This window comes from Cryobacterium sp. TMB1-7 (assembly GCF_004402435.1).
GTDB classification, from domain to species: Bacteria; Actinomycetota; Actinomycetes; order Actinomycetales; family Microbacteriaceae; genus Cryobacterium; species Cryobacterium zongtaii.
This window is the reverse complement of the sequence record NZ_SOFZ01000029.1, coordinates 396,083-417,254: the sequence shown is the minus strand read 5'-3', so window position 1 is coordinate 417,254 and position 21,172 is coordinate 396,083. Positions and strand designations below refer to the sequence as shown.

Sequence of the window (21,172 nt, the reverse complement as noted above, 5' to 3'; positions counted from 1 at the left end):
AGGCGTCACAGCCGGTCACGCTCCGTAGCGGGGCGTCACGAAGGCGCGGCCGACGCCCCGAGTGAATATGGTGTCGCGGTGCGCACTGGTGCCCGGCGTCGACGGCGGGGTCGGCAGCCGAGCCATAGGCTAGGGGCATGGCAGAACGCACCCCGTGGTCCCTCTCCGGCGCATTGCGCGGAGTGTTCGCGAAGAAAACCATCGACGCCGATACCTGGGATGACCTCGAGGACTCGTTGATCCAGGCCGATTTCGGCCCCGACATCACCGATGCGATCGTGGCAGAGCTGCGCGCCAAGGTGTCGCGGTACAACACCACGGACCCCAAGGACCTGCACCGGATGCTCCGCGAGGGCATCGAGGAGCGCCTGGCGAAGCTCGATCCCACGCTGAACCTCAGCGCCCGGCCTGCCGTGGTGCTCGTGGTCGGTGTCAACGGGGTGGGGAAGACCACCACCATCGGAAAATTCGCCAAGTTCCTGCGCGTCCACGACCGCAGCGTCCTGATCGGGGCCGCCGACACCTTCCGTGCCGCCGCTGTGGAGCAGCTCGCCACCTGGGCGGAACGGGCCGGCGCGGACATCGTGAAACCGCAGGCCCAGGGCCAGGACCCGGCATCCGTTGCCTTTCAGACCGTCGAACGTGCCGTCAACACGGGTACCGAGATCGTGATCATCGACACCGCCGGCCGGTTGCAGACCAAGGGCGGGCTGATGGATGAGCTCACCAAGATCCGTCGGGTCATCGAGAAGCAGACCCCGATCTCCGAGGTGCTCCTGGTGCTGGATGCCACGACCGGCCAGAACGGTCTCGCGCAGGCGGAGGCATTCATCGAGCACGCCGGGGTGACCGGCCTCGTGCTGACCAAGCTCGACGGGTCGGCCAAGGGCGGTTTTGTCCTGGCCGTTCAGGAAAAAACAGGAATTCCCATCAAACTCGTCGGGCAGGGTGAGGGAATCAACGACCTCACCGGTTTCACCCCGCACGTTTTCGCACAAAAACTCGTCGGATAGGACGCCCCTCATGACCATCGAACATGACTTTTTCGGAATCCTCGGCAGCGACGACGACAGCGGCGAGGTGTACTGGTCCGATACCGCTGAACTGGGTGACCAGAACGTCGAAATCGACGTGAGCTCACCCGACGAAGACTCGGTGTCGGTTGAGGCCCTCGATATCGTCGCGGCCATGATCAACGCCCTGGAAGACCTCGATTCGCAGGCTCGCGAATCACTCGTCGCCGATCTGAGCGCCGAGGTCTCGGTCACCAGCCAGTTCATCGTCGCGCAGTTCGAGGAGCTCGACGCCGAGGTGCTCGAGGACGCCCTGATCTGGGACTCCGGGGACAAGCAGATCGATTACCTGCGCTCTCTCCAGTTGCAGCGCATCGGGTTCCACCCGCATCACGTCGGCAACGACCAGCATTTCGCGGTGCTCGACTACTCGATCAGCCCGCACGAGACCGATGCCCTGCTCGTTGTGACCCTGGACGTACACGGCGACACCATCGTGATCGCCGCCGACAGCTGATATTCGGCCTCGTCACATACCGAAGGCCCCCGGAGCGATCCGGGGGCCTTCGATGTGTGCGGAGCGTGGCGATTCAGCCCAGGTGCATGGCCGACTCGGTGCCGAGCAGGTCCTCCGGCTTCGGGCGCACCATGAAGAACGCGACGGGGGCGGCCACCAACACGCCCACGGCGGCCCAGAAGAAGGCGGCCTGATAGCCGTCGACGAAGGCCTCCAGCTGGGCGACGGGGGTGCCGTCGCCGCCGGCCAGCGAGGCCGCAATGGCCGAGGTGTAGAGCACTGTGAAGACCGCGGAGCCGATCGATCCGCCGATCTGCTGCACGGCGGTGACCGCGGCGCTGGCGGCGCCGGCGTCGTGGGCGTCGATGCCGGCCAGTGCCACGTTTTGCAGTGGCACAAAGATCATCGCCAGGCCCGCACCCATCAGAATGAGGCCGGGCAGCACCTCAACGACATAGCTGCCGTCGACGGTGATGCGGGAGAGATAGAACAGCCCGGCGGCCACGATGACAGGTCCCACGGTCATCGGCACGCGAACGCCGATGCGGGGCAGGAACTTGGACAGCACAGTGGCGCCGACCATGATCGTCGCGGTCATCGGCAGGGAGGCCAGTCCGGATTCCAGCGGCGAGAAGCCCAGCACGATCTGCAGGTGGAAGGTGAGGAAGAGCAGGCCGCCCAGCAGCGCGGCGCCGGTGAGCGTCCCGGTGATGAACGCGCCTCCGCGCACCTTGTCGGCCAGGATCCGCAGCGGCAGCAGCGGGTGGTTGGACCGGCTCTCGACGAGCACGAAGAGGCCCAGGAGCACGACGCCCAGCGGGATGAAGACGAGGACCTGCCAGGCCGACCAGCCGTTCTCGGCCTGGGCGAATCCGAAGACCAGCGAACCGAGTCCGAGAGCAACCAGAATCGCGCCGGGCACGTCGTACCGGGTGTTGCCGTGGGCCTTGCTCTCCCGGATGATCGGGATGGCCGCGGCGATGGCGATGATCGCGATCGGCACGTTCACGAGCAGGCACCAGCGCCAGCTGGCGTACTCGGTGAGCACCCCGCCGAGCACCAGGCCCACCGCGGCGCCACCGCCGGCGATCGCACCGTAGACCGAGAAGGCCTTGATGCGGTCCTTGCCACCGGGGAAATTGACCGTGAGCAGGGCCAGCGAGGCCGGGGCCAGTAGCGCGGCGAACAGGCCCTGCAGGCCGCGGGCTGCCAGGAGTTCCCAGGTGCTCTGCGCCATGCCGCCGAGCGTGGAGGCGACCGCGAAGCCGGCCATGCCCACGATGAAGGAGCGCTTGCGGCCCCAGTAGTCGGCAATGCGGCCGCCGAGGAGCAGCAGCGCGCCGAAGACCAGGGCATAGAGGGTGACGACCCAGGTGCGGTCGCCGTCGCTCATGCCGAGGTCGCTCTGGGCGTGAGGGAGGGCGATGTTGACGATGGTGCCGTCGAGCACGACGGTCAGCTGGGCGAGGGCCACGATGGCCAGCAGCCACCACCGGCGGGGGTGGTGAGCGTGGGCTTCGGTAGAGGAGTCGGGCGATGGAGGGGTGGAAACCGGGGAAACGCCGGTCGCGCTCGATTGTGACATGCCGAGAACTATACCAAACGAACTAGTTCGTTTTGTTACACTGTTGGCATGAAAAGAGTCGATTCACCGTCCGGGCTGCCGCCGACGGAGCCAGCGCCCACACGTCAGCGCATCCTCGAGGCCGCGAGGGTGGAATTCGCCGCTTACGGGCTCGCCGGTGCCCGCATCGACCGGATCGCCCGCAACGCCTCGGCCAGTAAGGAGCGCCTCTACGCCTACTACCGGCACAAGGCGGACCTCTTCAGCGCGGTCCTGGAACTGAACCTGATCGAGTTTGCGAGCGCGGTGGAGCCGGGCGCAGGGGAGTCCCTGCCCGAGTTCGCGGGCGCACTCTACGACTACTCGGTCGCGCATCCGGAGTACCTGCGGATGATCGACTGGGCCAATCTGGAGGGCCAGGACCTGATCAACCCGCCGCTGGCCCTCGTCGAGGATTTCCACGCCGAGCGGGTCCGCGCGGTCATCGCACTGCAGGCGGGCGGAAGCGTCGACGCATCCTGGGACCCCGACCACCTCAACGCCCTCGTGTTCGGGATCGTCTCGTGCTGGATCCACGAGCCTGCCGCCGCCCTGGCCGCCGCCCGGGCGCCGGATCCCGCCACCGTCGCCGCCCGGCGGGCCAGTGCGGTGCGCGCCGTCGAACGATTGATCGGTTAAACTAAGACCACAATGGCTACTTTTGGAAACCTCTCAGATCGCCTCGCCGAGACGTTTAAAAATCTCCGCACCAAGGGCAAGCTCAGCGCCGCGGATGTCGACGGCACCGTCCGCGAGATCCGGCGCGCCCTTCTCGACGCCGACGTGGCGCTTGAAGTGGTCAAGGACTTCACCGGCAAGGTGCGCGAACGCGCCCTCGGCGACGAGGTCAGCAAGGCGCTGAATCCGGCCCAGCAGGTCGTGCAGATCGTCAACGAGGAGCTCATCCAGATTCTCGGTGGCCAGCAGCGCCGCCTGGAATTCGCGAAGAAGCCGCCGACCATCATCATGCTCGCCGGTCTCCAGGGTGCGGGTAAGACCACCCTGGCCGGCAAGCTCGCCAAGTGGCTGGCAAAGGACGGCCACACGCCGATCCTGGTCGCCGCCGACCTGCAGCGTCCCAACGCCGTCACCCAGCTCGAGGTCGTCGGAGCGCAGGCGGGTGTGCCCGTGTACGCCCCCGAGCCCGGCAACGGCGTCGGCAACCCGGTCAAGGTGGCCCGCGACGGCGTCAAGTTCGCTCAGCAGAAGCTGCACGACGTGGTCATCGTCGACACCGCAGGACGTCTCGGCGTCGACGCCGAGATGATGAAGCAGGCCGCGGACATCCGCAAGGCCATCGACCCCGACGAGGTGCTCTTCGTCATCGACGCCATGATCGGTCAGGACGCAGTGGCGACGGCCCGTGCATTCCAGGACGGCGTCGACTTCACCGGTGTCGTGCTGTCCAAGCTCGACGGCGACGCCCGCGGTGGTGCGGCACTGTCGGTGGCGTCGATCACCGGCCGACCGATCATGTTCGCGTCCACGGGAGAGGGCCTGGACGACTTCGAACCGTTCCACCCCGACCGCATGGCCAGCCGGATCCTCGACCTCGGTGACATCCTCACACTGATCGAGCAGGCTCAGGGGGCGTTCGATGAGGACGAAGCGCGCAAGATCGCGGAGAAGTTCTCCACCGACACCTTCACCCTCGACGACTTCCTCGGCCAGATGCAGCAGCTGCGCAACATGGGCTCGATCAAGAAGATGATGGGCATGCTGCCCGGCGCCGGCGCCATGAAGCAGCAGCTGGACAACTTCGACGAGCGCGAGATCGTGCGCACCGAAGCGATCATCCAGTCGATGACCAAGGCCGAGCGGGTCACACCCAAGCTCCTGAACGGTTCACGGCGCCTCCGCATCGCGCGCGGTTCCGGGTCGACCGTCACCGAGGTGAACCAGCTCGTGCAGCGGTTCGAACAGGCTGCCAAGATGATGAAGACCGTGGCCAAGGGCGGCATGCCCAACATCCCCGGCATGGGTCCGATCCCCGGCGGTATGGGCGGCAAGCGTCCCCAGGTGCAGCAGAAAAAGAAGGGCTCGAAGTCGGGCAACCCGGCCAAGCGTGCCGCGGAGAATGCGGCAATCGCCTCCGGTGAAAAGGTCGGCGGCGCTCCCGCCGCCGGCGGCTCAGGTTTCGGTCTGGGCGGCGGAGCCAAGGCCGGCGGACCGTCGGCCGAGGAGATGGCGGCACTGCAGAAGATGCTCGGCCGCTAAAGCGCCCGGATGTCGCATGCCGGCGTCGCCGAAATGGGTGTGGCCGGGGATTAGGATCTTGCAATGACCTCTCCCCAGCCCCGCCCCGTGCGCCTCGGCGTGCAGATCGCCCCGCAGCACGCCGACTACACGTCGATCCGGAACACCGTTGCGGCGGTCGAAGCCCTCGGCGTTGACGTCGCCTTCAACTGGGATCATTTCTTCCCGCTCTCCGGCGACCCGGAGGGGCTGCACTTCGAGTCCTGGACCCTGCTGGCCGCCTGGGCCGAACAGACCAGCGTCCTCGAGATGGGCGCACTGGTCAACTGCAACAGCTACCGCAACGCCGACCTGCAGGCGGACATGGCCCGCAGCATCGACCACATCAGCGGCGGCCGCTTCATCTTCGGCACCGGCTCGGGCTGGTTCGAACGCGACTATGACGAGTACGGCTACGACTTCGGTACCGTCGGCACCCGCCTGGACGCCCTCGCCGCAGACCTGCCTCGCATCGAGGCTCGCTGGGACAAGCTCAACCCGGCGCCGGTTCGCGACATCCCGGTACTCATCGGCGGTGCGGGTGAGAAGAAGACGCTGCGTATCGTGGCGCAGCACGCCGACATCTGGCACTCGTTCTCCACCCCAGAGGTCCTCACCCACAAACTCGGCGTCCTGGGCACCTGGTGCGACATCGTCGGGCGTGATGTCAGTGAGATTGAAATCTCCACCGAACTGCGCGGCAAAACCACCGAGGAAGCCGACGAACTCTATGGACTCGGCACCACCCTGTTCACCCTCGGAATCTCCGGTCCCGCCTACGATCTCGCGCCCGTGGAGGACTGGCTCGCCTGGCGCGACAGCAAAAACGCCTGATATAGGCCCGGTGAGGTGGCCTGTCCTCGTCGGGTCAGAACGGCGGGTTTTCGGGCACCGGCGGGGTCGGCTTCCGGGTCGGCCGCTGCCGGGGCATCAGGTAGGTCTCGTCGGCGGGCCGCTTCCGGGTCTTCGGCCCCATCACCGGTGGCCGTGGCCGGGGGTGGTCCCATCGGGTTGGCGGGGTCGGTGCGGTAGCTGCGTTTGCCGGGGGAGGTCCAGTGCAGGATCCCACCTGGTTCCTGCGTGACCCGCCACTGGGAGAGGTGCTTGAGTCGGTGGTGGGGTTCGCAGAGGTGGGCGAGGTTGTCACTGTCGGTGTTGCCGCCGCCGGCCCAGGGGTCGGTGTGGTCGACGTCGCTGGTCACCGCGGGTCGGGAGCAGCCCGGGAACCGGCAGGTTTCGTCGCGCACCCGCAGGTACTTTTTCATGGCCTTGGTGTTCTTGTGCTGGGTTTTGCCCAGCGAGAGCACCACCCCGGTTTCCGGGTGGGTCAGTAGCCGGGTGAAGCTCGGTGCGTGCCCGGCGATCTCCCGCGCGGCCTCCGGCGAGATCGGCCCGTAGCCCTCGAGGGTGGCGGGTTCCTCGTCCAAGCTCAGCAGGGTGAGCACGGGCACGGTGACCATGACGGTGCCGCGGATGCCGGCGTCCATCCCGTCGGGCGTGATTCCGTCCAGCAGTAGGGCGGCGGTGATGTCGGCGCGGAGTTGGTCGAGGGTGCGGGTCGGGATATCCTCCGTGGCATATGGGCGGAGCGCGAATGCGGTGCCGGCGCCGTCGGTGCCTTCCGCCTGGTCGGCCGGAGTTGGGTCGCCGGCCTTCCTCAGCTTGACGGCCATGCCGTTGATCCGGTCGTAGGCGGCCTTGGTGTCGTGGGCGGTGCCGTACCAGTGCAACCAGCCCATCCCGTCCGGGGCGGCCTCCCAGTACGAACGCCGGTCGGCCAGCGCGTTCCGGTGCCGGGTCACGATCGATTCCGGGTGCAGTCTCTCCCGCAGCCGGCGGGCCTTGTCACGGAACCGGCCCACCGGCAGGCGTTTCGCGTCGGGCAGCACCTTCTCTTCAAACGCCGCCTGGCCCCCATCGGGCAGGGTGAGTAGCTGCCCGAGCAGGGTCGTGGCGTGCCGGTAGCTGATCTCGCCTCTGGAGAACGCCGCGAACGTGGCCGGTGCGTACGAGCTGAGAAACCGCGCCTCGTTTAGTTGCCGGTCGATGGTGCGCTCGGCCACCCGGGTCAGACACGCCGTCTCACTCACGATCGTGCGACGGGCGACCTCCCGGTCGTCCCACCGGTTGTAGGTGGCGGCGCGGGCCTGGTCCTCGGTCATGCTGGCCGCGTTGTCGTCGGCGAGGCGGATGTTCGCCGGGTTGCCGTGCAACCGGGAGGCGACCTGGGGTTGTTCGCTCCAGTCCTGCAGGTCCAGCAGGTGCTCGATCCGGCGGGCCTGGGCCCGGGCGATGAGGCGGTCATCGGCCGCGATCCGTTCGGTGTGTCTGACCAGATCGGTCTGGACACGGTCGTCCAGGGTGGGCTCCGGAGAGTAGTCGTCATCGTCCGGAGCGGGCGGTAGTACCTCGTCAGCGATACTCATACTGAGATCGTCTCACCTACCACCGACACTCACCCCGCCCCGGTCACGGCATCCGCGAACCGTGAGAAAAGCCCCAGAATTCGCGAGTCTTTGGTGCTTAATTCCCGGTTCGCGAGGGTGGGGCCGGCGGGAGCAGACCCTCGCGGAGCTCGCGGCTGAGGGCGGCGACCACGGCGGGGAGGTCACCGTTGTGTGTGGCCGCCACGGCCAGCTGACGCTGATAGCTGGCACCGTGGTCGAGGATCAGGTTCAACTGCAGCAACTCGGTCAGGCAGCCGAGGCGCTCGGCGGTGGGGGAGAGCACCTCGACGAGGCGGCGCACCTCGTCGGTGACCATCCGCTCGGTGCCGGTGGAGCTCACTATGATCTCGGCCGCCAGCCCGTACCGGGCCGCCCGCCACTTGTTCTCACGCACGAACCAGGGCTGCATGGTGGGCACCGGCCGGCCCTCGTCGATCTCCGTCGACATCCACTCGACCACACACTGAATGAACGCGGCGATCGCCCCGAGCTCTTCCACCGTCGATACTCCGTCGCAGGCGCGCACCTCGATGGTGCCCCAGCGCGGCGACGGGCGGATGTCCCAGCGCACTTCGGAGGCGTCCTCGATAATTCCGGTCACCGTGAGGTCGTTGACGTACTCCTCCCACGCGGCCCAGTCCTCGAGGCGCCAAGGCAAACCGGCCGTCGGAAGCTGCTGGAACATCTGGGCGCGGTTGGAGGCGTAGCCCGTGTTGACCCCGGCCCAAAACGGGCTGGACGCGCTCAGCGCCTGCAGGTGCGGCACGAAGCTAAGTAGGCCGTTGAGGATCGGGATGACCTTGTCGCGGTCCTCGATGCCCACGTGCACGTGAATGCCCCAGATCATCATGTTGCGACCCCACCACTGGGTGCGGTCGATGAGCTTGTGGTACCGCTTCTTATCGGTGACCTGCTGGTCGAACCATTGCCCGAACGGATGTGAACCCGAACAGATCGGGTCGACGCCCAGAGGGTCGGTGATGGCACGCACCTCGGCGACCTGCCCGGCGACGTCGCCGACAGCGCCGGCCACGGTGTGGTGCACCCCGGAAACGAGCTCAACGGTGTTCAGGAGGAGCTCTCCGGTGATGTGCGGGTGTGGGGAGCCGTCCGGCCCCCTGAGAGCGTCGAGTACCTCGTCGGCGATCGACACGAGGTCTCCGGTCGCGCGGTCGACCAGGGCGAGTTCCCACTCGATCCCCACCGTCGACCGCTCGGAGCGAGCGAATTCGATTCCCACTCTTTCGATACCCACGGTGGTGCCCTTCGTGCTTCGAGTCATGCTTCGAGGCCCCGATGCGGGGCGATGTGGCACAATCCTGACAGCTAAACCGTGCCGGCGCGGTTCGCCGCGCTACACGGGGTCACGGTGTCGGCCGGATTGCCCGAAGCAACTCGGCGCACGATTATCACAAAGTGCTCGATGTCTGACACAATGATTAGTCGAGTTCCGTTATGCCCGACCCTCTAATCCGGCGTAACACGAACCTTATTGAGCTTGTGCCGAGTGTGCCCCCACGCTCACGGCTGTCAGTTCGCCAAACATCTAAATCACAGGAGAATTGTGGCTGTCAAAATCCGTCTGAAGCGCATGGGCAAGATCCGTGCACCCTACTACCGCATCGTTGTCGCCGACTCGCGCACCAAGCGCGACGGCCGCGTCATCGAAGAGATCGGCATCTACCACCCCACGCAGGAGCCTTCGGTCATCGAGGTCAAGTCCGAGCGTGCCCAGTACTGGCTCTCCGTCGGCGCCCAGCCGACCGAGCAGGTTGCGGCACTCCTCAAGCTGACCGGCGACTGGGGCATCTTCAAGGGCGACAAGAACGCCGTCTCCACCGTCAAGATGAAGGAGCCGAAGGCTCCCTTCGTCGCCGACGAGAAGAAGAAGCCGGTTCTGAAGCCCAAGGCTGACAAGCCCGCGGCCAAGGCCCCGACCGACGACGTTGCCGCCGAGGCAACCGAAGAGGACAAGGCGTAATTTTGCTCGCTCCCGCGCTTGAGCACCTCGTCAAGGGAATCGTTGATCACCCGGACGACGTGCACGTTGTAGCCCAGAACTCACCCCGTGGTGAGGTGCTCGAGGTTCGTGTGAACCCCGAGGACCTCGGCCGGGTGATCGGCCGCGCCGGTCGCACCGCCAAGGCGCTGCGCACTCTCGTGGCCGCTCTGGCCGATGGCAAGCGCGTTCGGGTCGACGTTGTCGATACCGACAACTGAGCGGGTAGTGACTAGCCCCTCATGAGCGACGACAGCACGACCCCGGCCACCCAACTGCGGGTGGGGCGCCTCACCAAGGCCCATGGCCTCAAGGGCGCCATCAAGCTGGAGCTGTTCACGGACGACCCGGGACGACGTTTCGTCCCGGGCGCCGTGTTCACACTCCAGGTGCCGACCAGCTCACCCTGGCACGGCAAGACCATCGAACTCGTCGAGCTGCGCTGGTACAACCAGCACCCCGTCGGGTTCTTCAAGGGGGTCCCGGACCGCGAAGCCGCCGAGGCCCTGGCCAAGGCGATCCTTTGGATCGACCAGGACTCGGCCGAGCAGACCGACGAAGAAGACGCCTGGTACGACCACCAGCTGGTGGGACTCGCCGTCGTGCGCGACGGCGTGCAGATCGGCACGCTGACGCGCCTCGAGCACCTGCCGGCCCAAGATCTCCTGATCGTGAAGACCGCCAACGGCGAGGTGATGATCCCGTTCGTCAAGGCGATCGTTCCCTCGGTCGACGTCAAGGCCGGCGTCATCACGATCACTCCGCCCCCCGGGCTGCTCGAAGAGCTGCCTGAGGAACCCGACACCGACGACTCGACGCCCGAAGACGCGGCGCCGGCAGCGGATGCGGAACCCGACTCAGACGAACCGGCAGCGACGCCGACTCCTGACGGTCAGGACGCATAGACGCGCCCTGATCCAGTTCACGGGAAGAGGCGCGCCGCGCCACACCTCCTTCACGTTCGTTGACATCGCGGCCGTTGAAGTGGAGTACCGTCGCATGTCCTACGTTAAACCGGATCACCTGATCGATCAGCTCGTTCATTCCGGAGTTGTCAAGACCAACCTCACCGCACGTCAGATGTTCGTGCGCGGCACGCTCTCCGGAGCGATCCTCGGCGCGGCCACGACCCTGGCACTGACCGCGGCGGCCCAGACCGGGCTGCCGATCGTCGGCGCCCTCGTGTTCCCCGTCGGGTTCGTTGTGATCCTGATGCTCGGCCTCGAACTGGTCACCGGCAGCTTTGCGATCATCCCGCTGGCGATCCTCGAGGGCCGCACCACCATCGCCAAGGGCCTGAAGAACTTCGCCGTCGTCATCCCGGCGCATATCTTCGGCGCCGGTCTCTACGCCGTCCTGTACGTGGGTGTCATCACCTACCTCGGGACGGACACCACCGACCCGATGATCCAGGCGATCATCAACATGGCCGAGCACAAGGTGCTGCCGTACGCGACGATCGGTGCCGGCGGCGTCCTGGTCGCCATCATCAAGGCCATGCTGTGCAACTGGATGGTGGCGCTGGGCACCATCATGTTCTACACATCCACCTCGGCCTCCGGCAAGATCCTGGGCATGTGGCTGCCTGTGCTCACCTTCTTCGGCCTCGGCCTCGAGCACGCCGTCGTGAACATGTTCGTCATCCCGGCGGGCATGCTGCTCGGCGCCGACATCAGCTTCGGCGACTGGTGGGGCTGGAACACCGGCCCGGTCCTGATCGGCAACTTCCTGGGCGCCGTGCTCTTCACCGCCCTGCCGCTGTACTTCTCTCACCGCACCAAGGTCAACCGCGCGGCGGCCCTCGAGGCCGAAGACGATGGCGCGAGCGCGCCGGAGCTCACCGTCACCCACTCGTAGAATTGCCCCTATGCGCATCGACATCATCAGTATCTTTCCGGAGTTCTTCGGTGTGCTGGACATCTCCCTTCTCGGCCGCGCCCGCCAGGCCGGCCTGATCGACCTCGCCGTGCACAACCTGCGCGATTTCACCCACGACAGGCACAACACCGTCGACGACACCCCCTACGGCGGCGGCGCCGGCATGGTGATGAAGCCCGAACCCTGGGGTGAAGCGCTGGACAGCATCCTGCCGGCGGTCGAGGACCCGGATGCCGGCGCGCCGGAGGGCGGCGCCGGCCCGGTGCTGATCTTCCCCTCGCCCGCCGGAGAACAGTTCACCCAGGCGATGGCCCGCGAACTCGCCCACGAGCCGCACCTGGTCTTCGGCTGCGGCCGCTACGAGGGCATCGACCAGCGTGTGGTCGACCACTTCGCCGGCCGAGGCCGGGTGCGCCTGGTGAGCCTGGGCGACTACGTGCTCAACGGGGGAGAGGTGGCCGTGATGGCCATGATCGAGGCCATCGGCCGGCTCATCCCCGGCGTGGTGGGCAACCCGGAAAGCCTGGTCGAGGAATCGCACGAGGACGGCCTGCTGGAGTACCCCAGCTACACCAAGCCCGCCAGCTGGCGTGGCCTGGAGGTGCCGCCGGTGCTGCTCAGCGGCAACCACGGCGCCATCGCGGCGTGGCGTCGTCAGCAGCAGATCGAGCGCACCCGGTTGGTGCGCCCCGACCTCCTGCCCGCCGACGACGCGGATGCCGCCCTTCAGCCTCCAGCGAACTCCAAGGCTCGGCGGGCCCCCCGCGGGTAATCTGGGGACTGTGATTCTCCGCAGGGTCTTCTACTACTGGCAGTTCGTAGCCGTCGGCGCGCTTCCGCTCTGGCTGATGGTCGCCGCGTCGATTTTCGGATCCTCGGCCTGGGAGGTTCTCGGCGCCACCTTCGGTGCCATCGCCATCGGTTTCGGCCTCCTCGTCGTGAGCCTGCTCTTCCTGGCCCGCAAGGAGGTGCGTGCGGTCAAGGCGGTGTCCTGGGCGGATGTCGGGGTGCTGGCCCTCTGGCACGTACTGATCGTGCTGATGGGCGTGTTCTCGGTGACGGCGCCGTGGCTGTCCGTGCTGGTGGTCCTGGTCGGTCTCGGCGCCTTCTGGTTCGCGCTCTGGGAACTCTTCGACGCCGCTCGCACCCGAGTGCGCGAAGCCATGGTCTACATCGACGAGACCGCCAGGTTCGGTACCGTCCCGGCCGGGCCGAACCAGTTCCCGCCGATGAACGACCGGTCCGGCGTTCGTGCGGACGGGGCCCGGCAGGATCCGGCGCCCACGACGCCCGCCGACCCGTCGGTGATCATCATCCGGGAGAAGCTGACTGACCCGTAAAAGGTGCCGTCGGCCGAGGGTTTGGCGAGCGGCTGGTTTAGTGGCAGAATTAGCGTTTGTGCCGCGGCATGTCTCTGCCACAGGGGAGCTGCATTCATATCGGCACGCACACACTCAATTGGTCGCCACCAACTCACCTTCGGTGAGAGGGCGGGGCGCCACTGAAACGTCCTCGACCTGTGGCGGGTACAGAGAGCGAACAACATGCATATTCTCGACCAGGTGGACGCAGCATCGCTGCGTTCAGACATCCCGGAGTTCCGGGCCGGCGACACCGTCAAGGTACACGTCAACATCGTTGAAGGCGCGCGCTCGCGTGTCCAGGTCTACCAGGGCGTCGTTATCGGCCGTTCCGGCGAAGGCGTCCGCGAGACGTTCTGCGTCCGTAAGGTCAGCTTCCAGGTCGGCGTCGAGCGTACCTTCCCGGTGCACTCCCCGGTGATCGACCACATTGAGGTCGTCGTCCGCGGTGACGTGCGTCGCGCGAAGCTGTACTACCTGCGCGGTCTCCGTGGCAAGAAGGCCAAGATCAAGGAAAAGCGCGACTAAATAACAGCGCCTATCCCGATTCGCCAGGTCTAAGCCTGAGCGTATTCGCAGCCGCTGGATTTCCCCCTGAGCTCCTCCCCGCTAAACTGGGCGAGGAGCTCAGGCGGTTAAATGACAGACAACACTCTGCCCTCGCGATCGCATCGCCTGGAACCAGATTCGCCGCGCAAAAGGCGCGGCGTTGCGATATTCATTCGCGACCTTCTCATCATCTTCGTGGTGGCACTGCTCATCTCGTTCCTAATCAAGACGTTTCTCGTGCGGTCGTTCTACATCCCGTCGGGGTCGATGGAAAGCACCCTGCTGGTCGACGATCGCATCATCGTCAACCAGCTCGAACCCGCCCTGGTGCCCGTCTCCCGCGGTGACGTCGTCGTCTTCCGCGATCCGGGCGGATGGTTGCCGGCGCAGCCGCCCCTCGAACAGAATCCGATCGTCGCGGCGCTCGACTGGACGATGTCGGTGGTCGGACTGTCCGCACCGGACAGTAACGACCACCTGATCAAACGGATCATCGGTTTGCCCGGAGACCACGTGGTCTGCTGCAACACGCTGGGCCAGATGAGTGTGAACGACATACCGCTCAGCGAACCGTACGCGCAGCTGCCGGCGGGTGAGACGAGCGTGTCCAAGGACGCGTTCGACGTCGTCGTTCCAGAGAATTCGCTGTGGGTCATGGGCGACAACCGCTACGACTCCCTCGACTCCCGCTACCACCCCAACGCTCCGGGCAAGGGGTTCGTGCCGATGGACAACGTTGTCGGCCGCGCCCTCGTGATCAGCTGGCCGCTCGAACGGTGGAGCTGGTTGGACGATTACCCCGAGGTGTTCCGCGGGGTCGAAGAGGCCGACAAGTGACCGTTCCCCAGCCCACGAAGCCCCTCCAGTCATGATGGCTGTCGTCGAGCCGACCCTCGACGTGGAGCTGGCGATGCTCGCTGCCGGCGCCAGCTGTGTGATCGGCTGCGACGAGGTCGGCCGCGGTGCCCTCGCTGGCCCCGTCGCCGTGGGCCTCGCGGTCGTGACGGCCGACGTCGGTGCCTTCCCGGTGGGCTTGCGCGACTCCAAACTCCTGAGCGAGCCCCGCCGGGAGCGGCTGGCCCCCCTGGCCGCGGCGTGGGTGCGCCACAGCGCCGTGGGGTTGGCGTCGCCGCAGGAGGTGGACAGCGTCGGCATCATCGCCGCACTCGGCCTGGCCGGCAAGCGAGCGCTTGCCCAGCTGCACGCCGACGGCGTGGACATCGTCGGCGGAGTCGTGCTGCTGGACGGCAACGACGACTGGCTCAACAAGGCCCTCAGCACCCCGCTGTCCGTCGTGACCCGTATCAAGGCCGACCAGGACTGTGCGTCGGTGTCCGCGGCATCCGTGATCGCGAAGGTGCACCGGGACCAGCTGATGATCGCGGCCGACCTCGCCACCCCCGGCTACGGCTGGACGGGCAACAAGGGCTACGGCAGCGCCCAACACATGACCGCCATCGGTGCGTTGGGGGCCAGCGAACAGCACCGGCTCAGCTGGCTCAAGATTCCGGCTTGAGAACTGCGCGTAAGATTGACTCACCATGGAAGAAGATGAGTTCGAGGACTACGACCGCGAGGTCGAGTTGGCCCTATACCGCGAGTATCGAGACGTTGTGGGGCAGTTCCAGTACGTCGTCGAGACTGAGCGCCGCTTCTACCTCGCCAACGAGGTTGAACTCGTGCGCCGCGACACCGAACACGACTTCTACTTCGAACTGACGATGAAGGATGTCTGGGTCTGGGATGTCTACCGCTCCGACCGTTTTGTGAAGTCGGTGCGAGTGCTGACGTTCAAGGACGTCAACGTGGAGGAACTGGCGTCGAAGGAGTTCGAACTTCCCAAGGAACTCGCGCTCGACGAGTAGCCGCGCCGGCCCGCCGTGTGGCTGCTAGCGTGTGCGGATGACAGCTCGCACCGACTCGTCTAGCGCGGTCCCTTTTGGCACCGCCCCGTCCAGCAGCGCCCCGTCCAGCAGGGCCCCGTCCAGTGTTGACGCGTCCAGCGCTAACGCCCTGGCCACGGTGGCCGCGGCCCTGGACCTGGCTCCGCTCATTGACGGGCACAACGACTGGGCTTGGGAGTGTCGCGAGAACCGGGACTACTCCGTCGAGGGTCTCGACGGCGCCCTGGCCACTGACACCGATATCGACCGGCTCCGAGCCGGCCGGGTGGGCGGTCAATTCTGGTCGGTGTACGTGGAAGACACCCTCGACGGAGCCGACGCCGTGCAGGGCACCCTGGAGCAGGTGGACTGGGTGTACAGACTCGCCGCCCGGTATCCGCAGACCTTCGTGATCGCCACGAGTGCGGCCGATGTGGAGGCCGCTCGTGCCAGCGGCCGGGTTGCCTCGCTGTTGGGCGCCGAGGGTGCCCACTCGCTCAACGATTCTCCCGCCGTGCTGCGGATGCTGGCCAGGCTCGGCGTGCGCTACCTCACCCTCACTCACGTGCACAACACGAGTTGGGCCGACTCCGGCACCGACGAACCGGTGCACAACGGCCTGAGCCCGCGCGGTGTCGAGTACATCCGGGAACTCAACCGGTTGGGCATGCTCGTTGACCTCTCGCACGTCTCCCCGGCGACTGCGCACGCGGCCCTCGACGTCACGAGCGCCCCGGTGATCTTCAGCCACAGCTCCTGCTCCGCCGTCACGGCCGACCCACGCAACGTGCCTGACGATGTGCTCGCGCGCCTGGCCGACAACGGCGGCGTGCTGATGGTCACCTTTGTGCCGCAGTTCGTCTCGGCGGAGTATGCCGGCTGGTTCGGCGGCGACCGGAGCACGCCCGCACCCCGGGTGACCGTGGCGCAGGTAGCCGATCACGTCGAGTACGCGCGCGACGTCGCCGGCATCCGCCACATCGGGCTAGGCGGGGACTTCGACGGCACCGACGAGTTCCCCGAGGGCCTCGAGGGCGTCGACGGTTACCCGGCGCTGCTGCTCGAGCTCGCCCGGCGAGGCTGGACCGCTGCCGAGCTGGCCGCCCTGGCCGGCGCCAACGTGTTGCGGGTTCTGCGGGCGACGGATGCCGCCTTCGCCGGACACGACGTGGAGCTCACCCGGCTGACCCGCTGACCCTGCGCCCGGATCCCGACTCAGGGGGTGCGCGGCTCGCAGATGACGACGGGAATGTCCCGACGGGTCTTCTGCTGGTAACCGGCGTAGCCCGAATAGGCGCGCACGATCGCCGGCCACAGCGCCGCCTTCTCCGTCGCGGTGGCCGTGCGGGCCCGCATCGGGCGGGTGACCCCGTTCTCGGTGAGTTCCACCTCGGGGTGGGCGACCAGGTTGAGGTACCAGAACGGGTTGCGGTCGTCGCCGCCCTTCGACGCGATCAGCACCACCCGGTTCGGCTCGTGGATCGGGGCGGTGAGCATCGTGGAGCGTCGCTCGCCGGTCTTCCGTCCGAGTGTGTGCAGTTCCACGACGGGCATCGGCCCGATTTTCCAGCCCAGCCGGCCTCGGGAGAGCACCAGCAGCGTGCGGTGTACGGCGTTCATGGCTCGCATCGACAGGTCGGTCAGGCGGTCGGAGATCATGGCATCAGCCTACGGTCGCGCCGGCTGCCCTGCGCGGTTGACACCCGGACGGGGCTGGGTACCGTCCCTTGCGACAGCGACCCATTTCCGAAATCCCACGTGAAATAAGGAGTTTCCATGTCCGACGAATCCGTCTTCCTCTATCTCGGTGTGTACCCCAACGCGGCAACGGCCGAGTCCGACCTCGAGGTTGTGCGTGAACTGCACTCCACCAAGGTGATCGGAACCTACGACGCCGCCGTCGCCACCAAGGAGGCCGATGGCTCGGTGCAGGTTCACCGCAAGACCAGCAAACATGCCGGCTGGACCGGCGTGGCCGCCGGCGCTGTTGTCGGCCTGTTGTTCCCCCCGGCGATCATCGGCAGCGCCATCGTCGGCGGAGCAGCCGGCAGCGTTGTTGGGCACTTCTGGCGGAGCCTGGACCGTGGTGACATCAAGGAACTCGGCGAGCTGCTCGATTCCGGCGAGGCCGCGCTCATCGTCGTGGGCAAGGACCGGCTCGACGAGGAATTCCGCAAGGCGGGCCTCGTGGCGCAGAAGCACCTCCAGAAGGAGCTGAAGGTCGACGCGAAGGAGCTCGACAAGGAGCTCGCGCAGGCCTCCAGGGAAATGCAGGCGGAGGGGCGCTCCGACACCGTTTAGTCCGGTCGGTTCAATCCGGATCAGCCGAACACCGAGAGCCCGCTCCTCCACAGGGGGCGGGCTGCGCTGTGTGTGCACAGGCTCGACACCGCCGTCTCGCGTCCGAGACCGGTCCTCGCATGCTGGTCGCGGAGGTGCTCGTGGCACGCAAAGACGATTTGGGCCGGCGCGGCGAAGACTGCGCCGCGGAGTACCTGGCGCGGGCGGGGTACACGGTGGTGGAGCGCAATTGGCGGTGCGGGCAGGGTGAGATAGACCTGATCGTCGCCAAGGATGGCGACATTGTGTTCGTCGAGGTGAAGACCCGCTCAGGCACCGGATACGGGCATCCGTTCGAGGCCATCACGGTGGCCAAGCTGGCCAGGCTGCGCCGGCTGGCCGGGGCCTGGTGCGCACAATTCGAGCCGAGGGCGCGACACATCCGTATTGACGCCATCGCGGTGATCGCCCGCCCGGGCCACGCACCGAGTGTCGAACACCTCGAGGGTGTGTTCTGATGGGCCTGGCCCGCACCCACTCCGTCGCCCTGATCGGCCTCGCCGGGTCGCTCGTCGAGGTCGAGGCCGACATCTCCAGCCAATTGCCGGGGATGCGGCTGATCGGGCTGCCGGACGCGGCCCTGGCCGAGGCCGCCGAACGGGTGCGCGCCGCGGCCAAGAATTCCGGCTGTGCGCTGAACGGGCACCGGCTCACCGTGAACCTCTCGCCCGCCGCCCTGCGCAAGCACGGCTCCGGCTTCGACCTCGCCATCGCGGTGGCCTGTCTGGCCGCGGACGGGGTGGTGCCGGCCGCGTCGGTGGGCGCTGTGGTGCACATCGGTGAGCTCGCCCTGGACGGGCGCTTGCGGCCGACGCCCGGCATGCTGCCGGCGGTGATCGCCGCGGCGCGGCTCGGGCACCGCACGGTGATGGTCCCGGCCGGCAACGCCGAGGAGGCGGCCCTGGTCCCGGGGATCCGGGTGGTGGGGGTGGCGTCGCTCCGTGACGCGCTGATCTGGCACGGCGCGAGGTTGGAGCCCCAGGAGGTGGAGGTGCTGCGTGCTCCCGTTGAGGACGACCCGGCCGACGAGAGCCTCGACCTGCTCGACGTCGTCGGCAACGACGAGGCCATCCTGGCCCTGCAGGTGGCTGCGGCCGGCGGTCACCATCTCTTCATGCTCGGGCCGCCAGGCGCGGGCAAGACCATGCTCGCGGCCCGTCTGCCGGGGCTGCTGCCCGACCTTGGCCCGGCCGCGTCTCTGGAGGTGAGCTCGCTGCGGTCGCTGAGCGGCCGTCCGGTGGGGCGTTCGTTGATCACCAGGCCCCCGTTGGAGTCGCCACACCACACCATCACGGCGGCCGCGATGGTCGGCGGCGGCAGCGGGCAGATCCGGCCGGGTGCGGCGGCGCGGGCGTCCCACGGGGTGCTCTTCCTGGATGAGGCACCTGAGTTCTCCGGTGCGGTGCTCGACGCTCTCAGACAGCCCCTGGAATCCGGTCGGATCAGCATCCACCGGGCGAACGCCATCGCCCATTTTCCCGCCAGATTTCAGCTGGTGCTGGCCGCGAACCCGTGCCCGTGCGGCCAATACGGCGCCGGCGATCAGGAATGCAGCTGTCCGCCGAACGCGCGGCGCCGTTATCTCGCCCGCATCTCCGGCCCGCTGTTGGACCGCATCGACATCCAACTCACCGTGACCCGGGTGACCGCAGCGCAATTACGCATCTCGGCCGACGGCGGCCGGTTGTCCAGCGCGGTGGCCCGCAGCCGCGTTCTGGCCGCGCGGGAAACCGCGGCAGAGCGGCTGGCCGGAACGCCCTGGACGGTGAACTCGCAGGTGTCAGGACCCTGGCTGCGCAGTTCCGAGAGACGGTTGGGCGCCCCGGTCACGGCGATGCTCGACCGGGCCCTCGAGAGGGGTGGGATCACCATGCGCGGCTACGACCGGATACTCCGGGTGGCGTGGTCTGTCGCGGATTTGACCGGAGTCGCCAGACCCGGGCCAGACGAAGTGGGGCAGGCCCTGTACCTGCGGAAGGGAATGGCGTCATGACACTGTTCGGAATCGACGAGGCGGTGGTGACCTCGCTCACCGCCGGCGTTCGCCCGGCCGCCGCCGCACCCGGTGAGGAGCAGCCGGCGGATGCCCGGCCCGCCGATGCCGAGCTCACTTCTGCGCGGCTCTCCGACCTTGGGGAGGTATTCGCCCGAGCGGCCTGGACCACGATCGCCGAACCGGGGGACGGGGTCGCCGGCGCCGTGGTGGGCCTGCTCGGCGCGGCGGCGGCCCTTCGCTCGGTGGTGGAGGCGTGGCCCCCGGACCGACTGGCCGGCACGCTCACGGACTCCGTCGGCGAGCACGAGGCGAGTGATCCTTCCGGACTCCGCCCGGAGCTGGAGCAGGCACTCGCCCGATGGCGACCACGATTGTCGTCGACCGAGGTGATCCGGTCGCTGCAGCAGGCCCGGCGCACGGGAACGGCACTGCTCCTGCCCAACGACCCGCTCTGGCCCCGCGCTGTCGACGACCTGGGCCGGCACGCCCCGCTCGCCCTGTGGTGGCGGGGTCAACCGGATGCCCTGGCGGCGCTCCGCCACTCCATTGCCCTGGTCGGCGCTCGCGCTGCGACAGGGTACGGAGAACACGTGGCGATGGAGGCGGCGGCGGGATTGGTCGACCGGGGACTCGCTATTGTGTCGGGGGCGGCCTACGGGATCGACGGAATGGCACATCGGTCGGCGCTGGCCAGCAACGGAGCGACCGTCGCTTTTCTGGCCGGGGGAGTTGACCGCTTTTACCCCAGCGGACACGACGCCCTACTCACCCGCATCGTCGAGGCCGGCGCCGTGCTGTCCGAGCTTCCCTGTGGGGCGCCGCCCACCAAATGGCGGTTCCTGCAACGCAACCGGCTGATTGCCGCTTCGAGTGCGGCCACCGTGGTGCTCGAAGCGGGCTGGCGCTCCGGATCGCTCAATACGGCCGGGCACGCGGCAGCGCTCGGACGCCCGCTCGGCGCTGTTCCCGGCCCGGTCACCTCGCCCACCTCGGCCGGCTGTCACCGCTTACTGCGGGACTACGACGCCATCTGCGTCACCAGCGCCGCCGATATGGCCGAGCTCATCGGCCTGGGCGTGGATTTGGAGCTGGACGTGCCCGGGACGGCCGGCCGGGATGCTGAGGGAACCGTGCCGCGGGAACGCACGAGCGATCAGGTGCGGGTATTCGATGCGCTCAGCGTGCGGGCGCCTCGCGTAGCCGCCGACATTGCCCGGCGCTCCGGACTGTCGACAGTGGCGGTGCTCGGGGCGCTGGGCACCCTCGACCTCGAGGGCTCGGTGCGGGAACGAGCGACCGGCTGGGTCAGGGTCACCTGAGTCGCCGGCCTAACTGTTCCCCGTCCGGACAC

24 protein-coding genes are annotated in these 21,172 nt (G+C 67.5%); 20 read left to right on the top strand and 4 right to left on the bottom strand.

Annotation, left to right across the window (positions count from 1 at the left end; all coding sequences use genetic code 11):
- Window positions 1-137: 137 nt before the first annotated feature.
- Window positions 138-1,013, top strand: a complete 876-nt coding sequence (ftsY, locus tag E3O60_RS15065; protein WP_088456483.1) for a signal recognition particle-docking protein FtsY — start codon at window positions 138-140, stop codon at window positions 1,011-1,013.
- 10 nt (window positions 1,014-1,023) lie between these two features.
- A complete protein-coding gene (locus tag E3O60_RS15060) occupies window positions 1,024-1,530 on the top strand; it encodes a DUF2004 domain-containing protein (protein ID WP_088456482.1) in 507 nt (168 codons plus the stop codon).
- Between the two features lie 73 nt (window positions 1,531-1,603).
- On the opposite strand, the gene E3O60_RS15055 is transcribed toward E3O60_RS15060, so the two are convergent.
- On the bottom strand, window positions 1,604-3,115 hold the full coding sequence (locus tag E3O60_RS15055) for an MFS transporter (RefSeq protein WP_088456481.1): 1,512 nt from the start codon (window positions 3,113-3,115) through the stop codon (window positions 1,604-1,606).
- A gap of 48 nt (window positions 3,116-3,163) precedes the next feature.
- Between E3O60_RS15055 and E3O60_RS15050 the strand changes: the two genes are divergently transcribed.
- From E3O60_RS15050 to E3O60_RS15040, 3 genes are all read left to right on the top strand, one after another.
- Window positions 3,164-3,772, top strand: coding sequence for a TetR family transcriptional regulator (locus E3O60_RS15050; RefSeq protein ID WP_088456480.1), 609 nt, complete (start codon window positions 3,164-3,166; stop codon window positions 3,770-3,772).
- 12 nt (window positions 3,773-3,784) lie between these two features.
- On the top strand, window positions 3,785-5,350 hold the full coding sequence (gene ffh / locus E3O60_RS15045; protein ID WP_088456479.1) for a signal recognition particle protein: 1,566 nt from the start codon (window positions 3,785-3,787) through the stop codon (window positions 5,348-5,350).
- A gap of 63 nt (window positions 5,351-5,413) precedes the next feature.
- Complete coding sequence (locus tag E3O60_RS15040) at window positions 5,414-6,202, top strand: LLM class F420-dependent oxidoreductase (RefSeq protein ID WP_134498502.1); 789 nt, start codon at window positions 5,414-5,416, stop codon at window positions 6,200-6,202.
- Here E3O60_RS15040 and E3O60_RS15035 read toward each other — a convergent pair.
- Complete coding sequence (locus E3O60_RS15035; RefSeq protein WP_134498500.1) at window positions 6,145-7,794, bottom strand: HNH endonuclease signature motif containing protein; 1,650 nt, start codon at window positions 7,792-7,794, stop codon at window positions 6,145-6,147. The two genes, E3O60_RS15040 and E3O60_RS15035, sit on opposite strands and share 58 nt — an antisense overlap.
- Window positions 7,795-7,891: 97 nt before the next feature.
- Complete coding sequence (locus E3O60_RS15030) at window positions 7,892-9,097, bottom strand: glutamate--cysteine ligase (protein WP_370028126.1); 1,206 nt, start codon at window positions 9,095-9,097, stop codon at window positions 7,892-7,894.
- A gap of 282 nt (window positions 9,098-9,379) precedes the next feature.
- Between E3O60_RS15030 and rpsP the strand changes: the two genes are divergently transcribed.
- From rpsP to E3O60_RS14975, 11 genes are all read left to right on the top strand, one after another.
- The gene (gene rpsP / locus E3O60_RS15025; RefSeq protein ID WP_103432055.1) at window positions 9,380-9,796 is read left to right on the top strand and encodes a 30S ribosomal protein S16; all 417 of its coding nucleotides are present in this window, start codon (window positions 9,380-9,382) and stop codon (window positions 9,794-9,796) included.
- A gap of 2 nt (window positions 9,797-9,798) precedes the next feature.
- Window positions 9,799-10,035, top strand: coding sequence for an RNA-binding protein (locus tag E3O60_RS15020; RefSeq protein ID WP_088456475.1), 237 nt, complete (start codon window positions 9,799-9,801; stop codon window positions 10,033-10,035).
- A 21-nt stretch (window positions 10,036-10,056) separates the two neighbouring features.
- Entirely contained in the window at window positions 10,057-10,719 is a 663-nt protein-coding gene (gene rimM, locus E3O60_RS15015; protein WP_134408336.1) for a ribosome maturation factor RimM, read from the top strand.
- A gap of 94 nt (window positions 10,720-10,813) precedes the next feature.
- The gene (locus tag E3O60_RS15010; protein WP_088456473.1) at window positions 10,814-11,671 is read left to right on the top strand and encodes a formate/nitrite transporter family protein; all 858 of its coding nucleotides are present in this window, start codon (window positions 10,814-10,816) and stop codon (window positions 11,669-11,671) included.
- Between the two features lie 10 nt (window positions 11,672-11,681).
- On the top strand, window positions 11,682-12,464 hold the full coding sequence (gene trmD / locus E3O60_RS15005) for a tRNA (guanosine(37)-N1)-methyltransferase TrmD (protein WP_088456472.1): 783 nt from the start codon (window positions 11,682-11,684) through the stop codon (window positions 12,462-12,464).
- A gap of 10 nt (window positions 12,465-12,474) precedes the next feature.
- Entirely contained in the window at window positions 12,475-13,032 is a 558-nt protein-coding gene (locus tag E3O60_RS15000; protein WP_088456471.1) for an MFS transporter, read from the top strand.
- 204 nt (window positions 13,033-13,236) lie between these two features.
- On the top strand, window positions 13,237-13,581 hold the full coding sequence (rplS, locus tag E3O60_RS14995; RefSeq protein ID WP_088456470.1) for a 50S ribosomal protein L19: 345 nt from the start codon (window positions 13,237-13,239) through the stop codon (window positions 13,579-13,581).
- A 111-nt stretch (window positions 13,582-13,692) separates the two neighbouring features.
- Window positions 13,693-14,439 carry a signal peptidase I gene (gene lepB, locus E3O60_RS14990; RefSeq protein WP_088456469.1) on the top strand — a complete coding sequence of 249 codons (747 nt, stop codon included), beginning with the start codon at window positions 13,693-13,695 and terminating at the stop codon, window positions 14,437-14,439.
- A 34-nt stretch (window positions 14,440-14,473) separates the two neighbouring features.
- Window positions 14,474-15,118: a ribonuclease HII gene (locus tag E3O60_RS14985; RefSeq protein WP_088458030.1), complete on the top strand. Its 645-nt coding sequence runs from the start codon at window positions 14,474-14,476 to the stop codon at window positions 15,116-15,118.
- Between the two features lie 25 nt (window positions 15,119-15,143).
- Window positions 15,144-15,467, top strand: a complete 324-nt coding sequence (locus E3O60_RS14980; RefSeq protein WP_066596196.1) for a DUF2469 family protein — start codon at window positions 15,144-15,146, stop codon at window positions 15,465-15,467.
- Between the two features lie 37 nt (window positions 15,468-15,504).
- Entirely contained in the window at window positions 15,505-16,680 is a 1,176-nt protein-coding gene (locus E3O60_RS14975) for a dipeptidase (RefSeq protein WP_134498498.1), read from the top strand.
- 20 nt (window positions 16,681-16,700) lie between these two features.
- Here the strand turns inward: E3O60_RS14975 and E3O60_RS14970 are convergent, their stop codons facing one another.
- On the bottom strand, window positions 16,701-17,144 hold the full coding sequence (locus E3O60_RS14970; protein ID WP_088456468.1) for a nitroreductase/quinone reductase family protein: 444 nt from the start codon (window positions 17,142-17,144) through the stop codon (window positions 16,701-16,703).
- A 117-nt stretch (window positions 17,145-17,261) separates the two neighbouring features.
- On the opposite strand from E3O60_RS14970, the gene E3O60_RS14965 reads away from it, so the two are divergent.
- The 4 genes from E3O60_RS14965 to dprA all read left to right on the top strand — a co-directional run bounded on the left by E3O60_RS14965 (window position 17,262) and on the right by dprA (window position 21,140).
- Window positions 17,262-17,786: a DUF1269 domain-containing protein gene (locus E3O60_RS14965; protein WP_088456467.1), complete on the top strand. Its 525-nt coding sequence runs from the start codon at window positions 17,262-17,264 to the stop codon at window positions 17,784-17,786.
- A 140-nt stretch (window positions 17,787-17,926) separates the two neighbouring features.
- Entirely contained in the window at window positions 17,927-18,283 is a 357-nt protein-coding gene (locus E3O60_RS14960; RefSeq protein ID WP_103479632.1) for a YraN family protein, read from the top strand.
- A complete protein-coding gene (locus E3O60_RS14955) occupies window positions 18,283-19,818 on the top strand; it encodes a YifB family Mg chelatase-like AAA ATPase (RefSeq protein WP_134498496.1) in 1,536 nt (511 codons plus the stop codon). The genes E3O60_RS14960 and E3O60_RS14955 overlap by 1 nt, the downstream gene beginning before the upstream one ends.
- Window positions 19,815-21,140: a DNA-processing protein DprA gene (gene dprA / locus E3O60_RS14950; RefSeq protein WP_088456465.1), complete on the top strand. Its 1,326-nt coding sequence runs from the start codon at window positions 19,815-19,817 to the stop codon at window positions 21,138-21,140. Before E3O60_RS14955 ends, dprA begins: the two co-directional genes overlap by 4 nt.
- The last annotated feature ends 32 nt before the right edge of the window (window positions 21,141-21,172 follow it).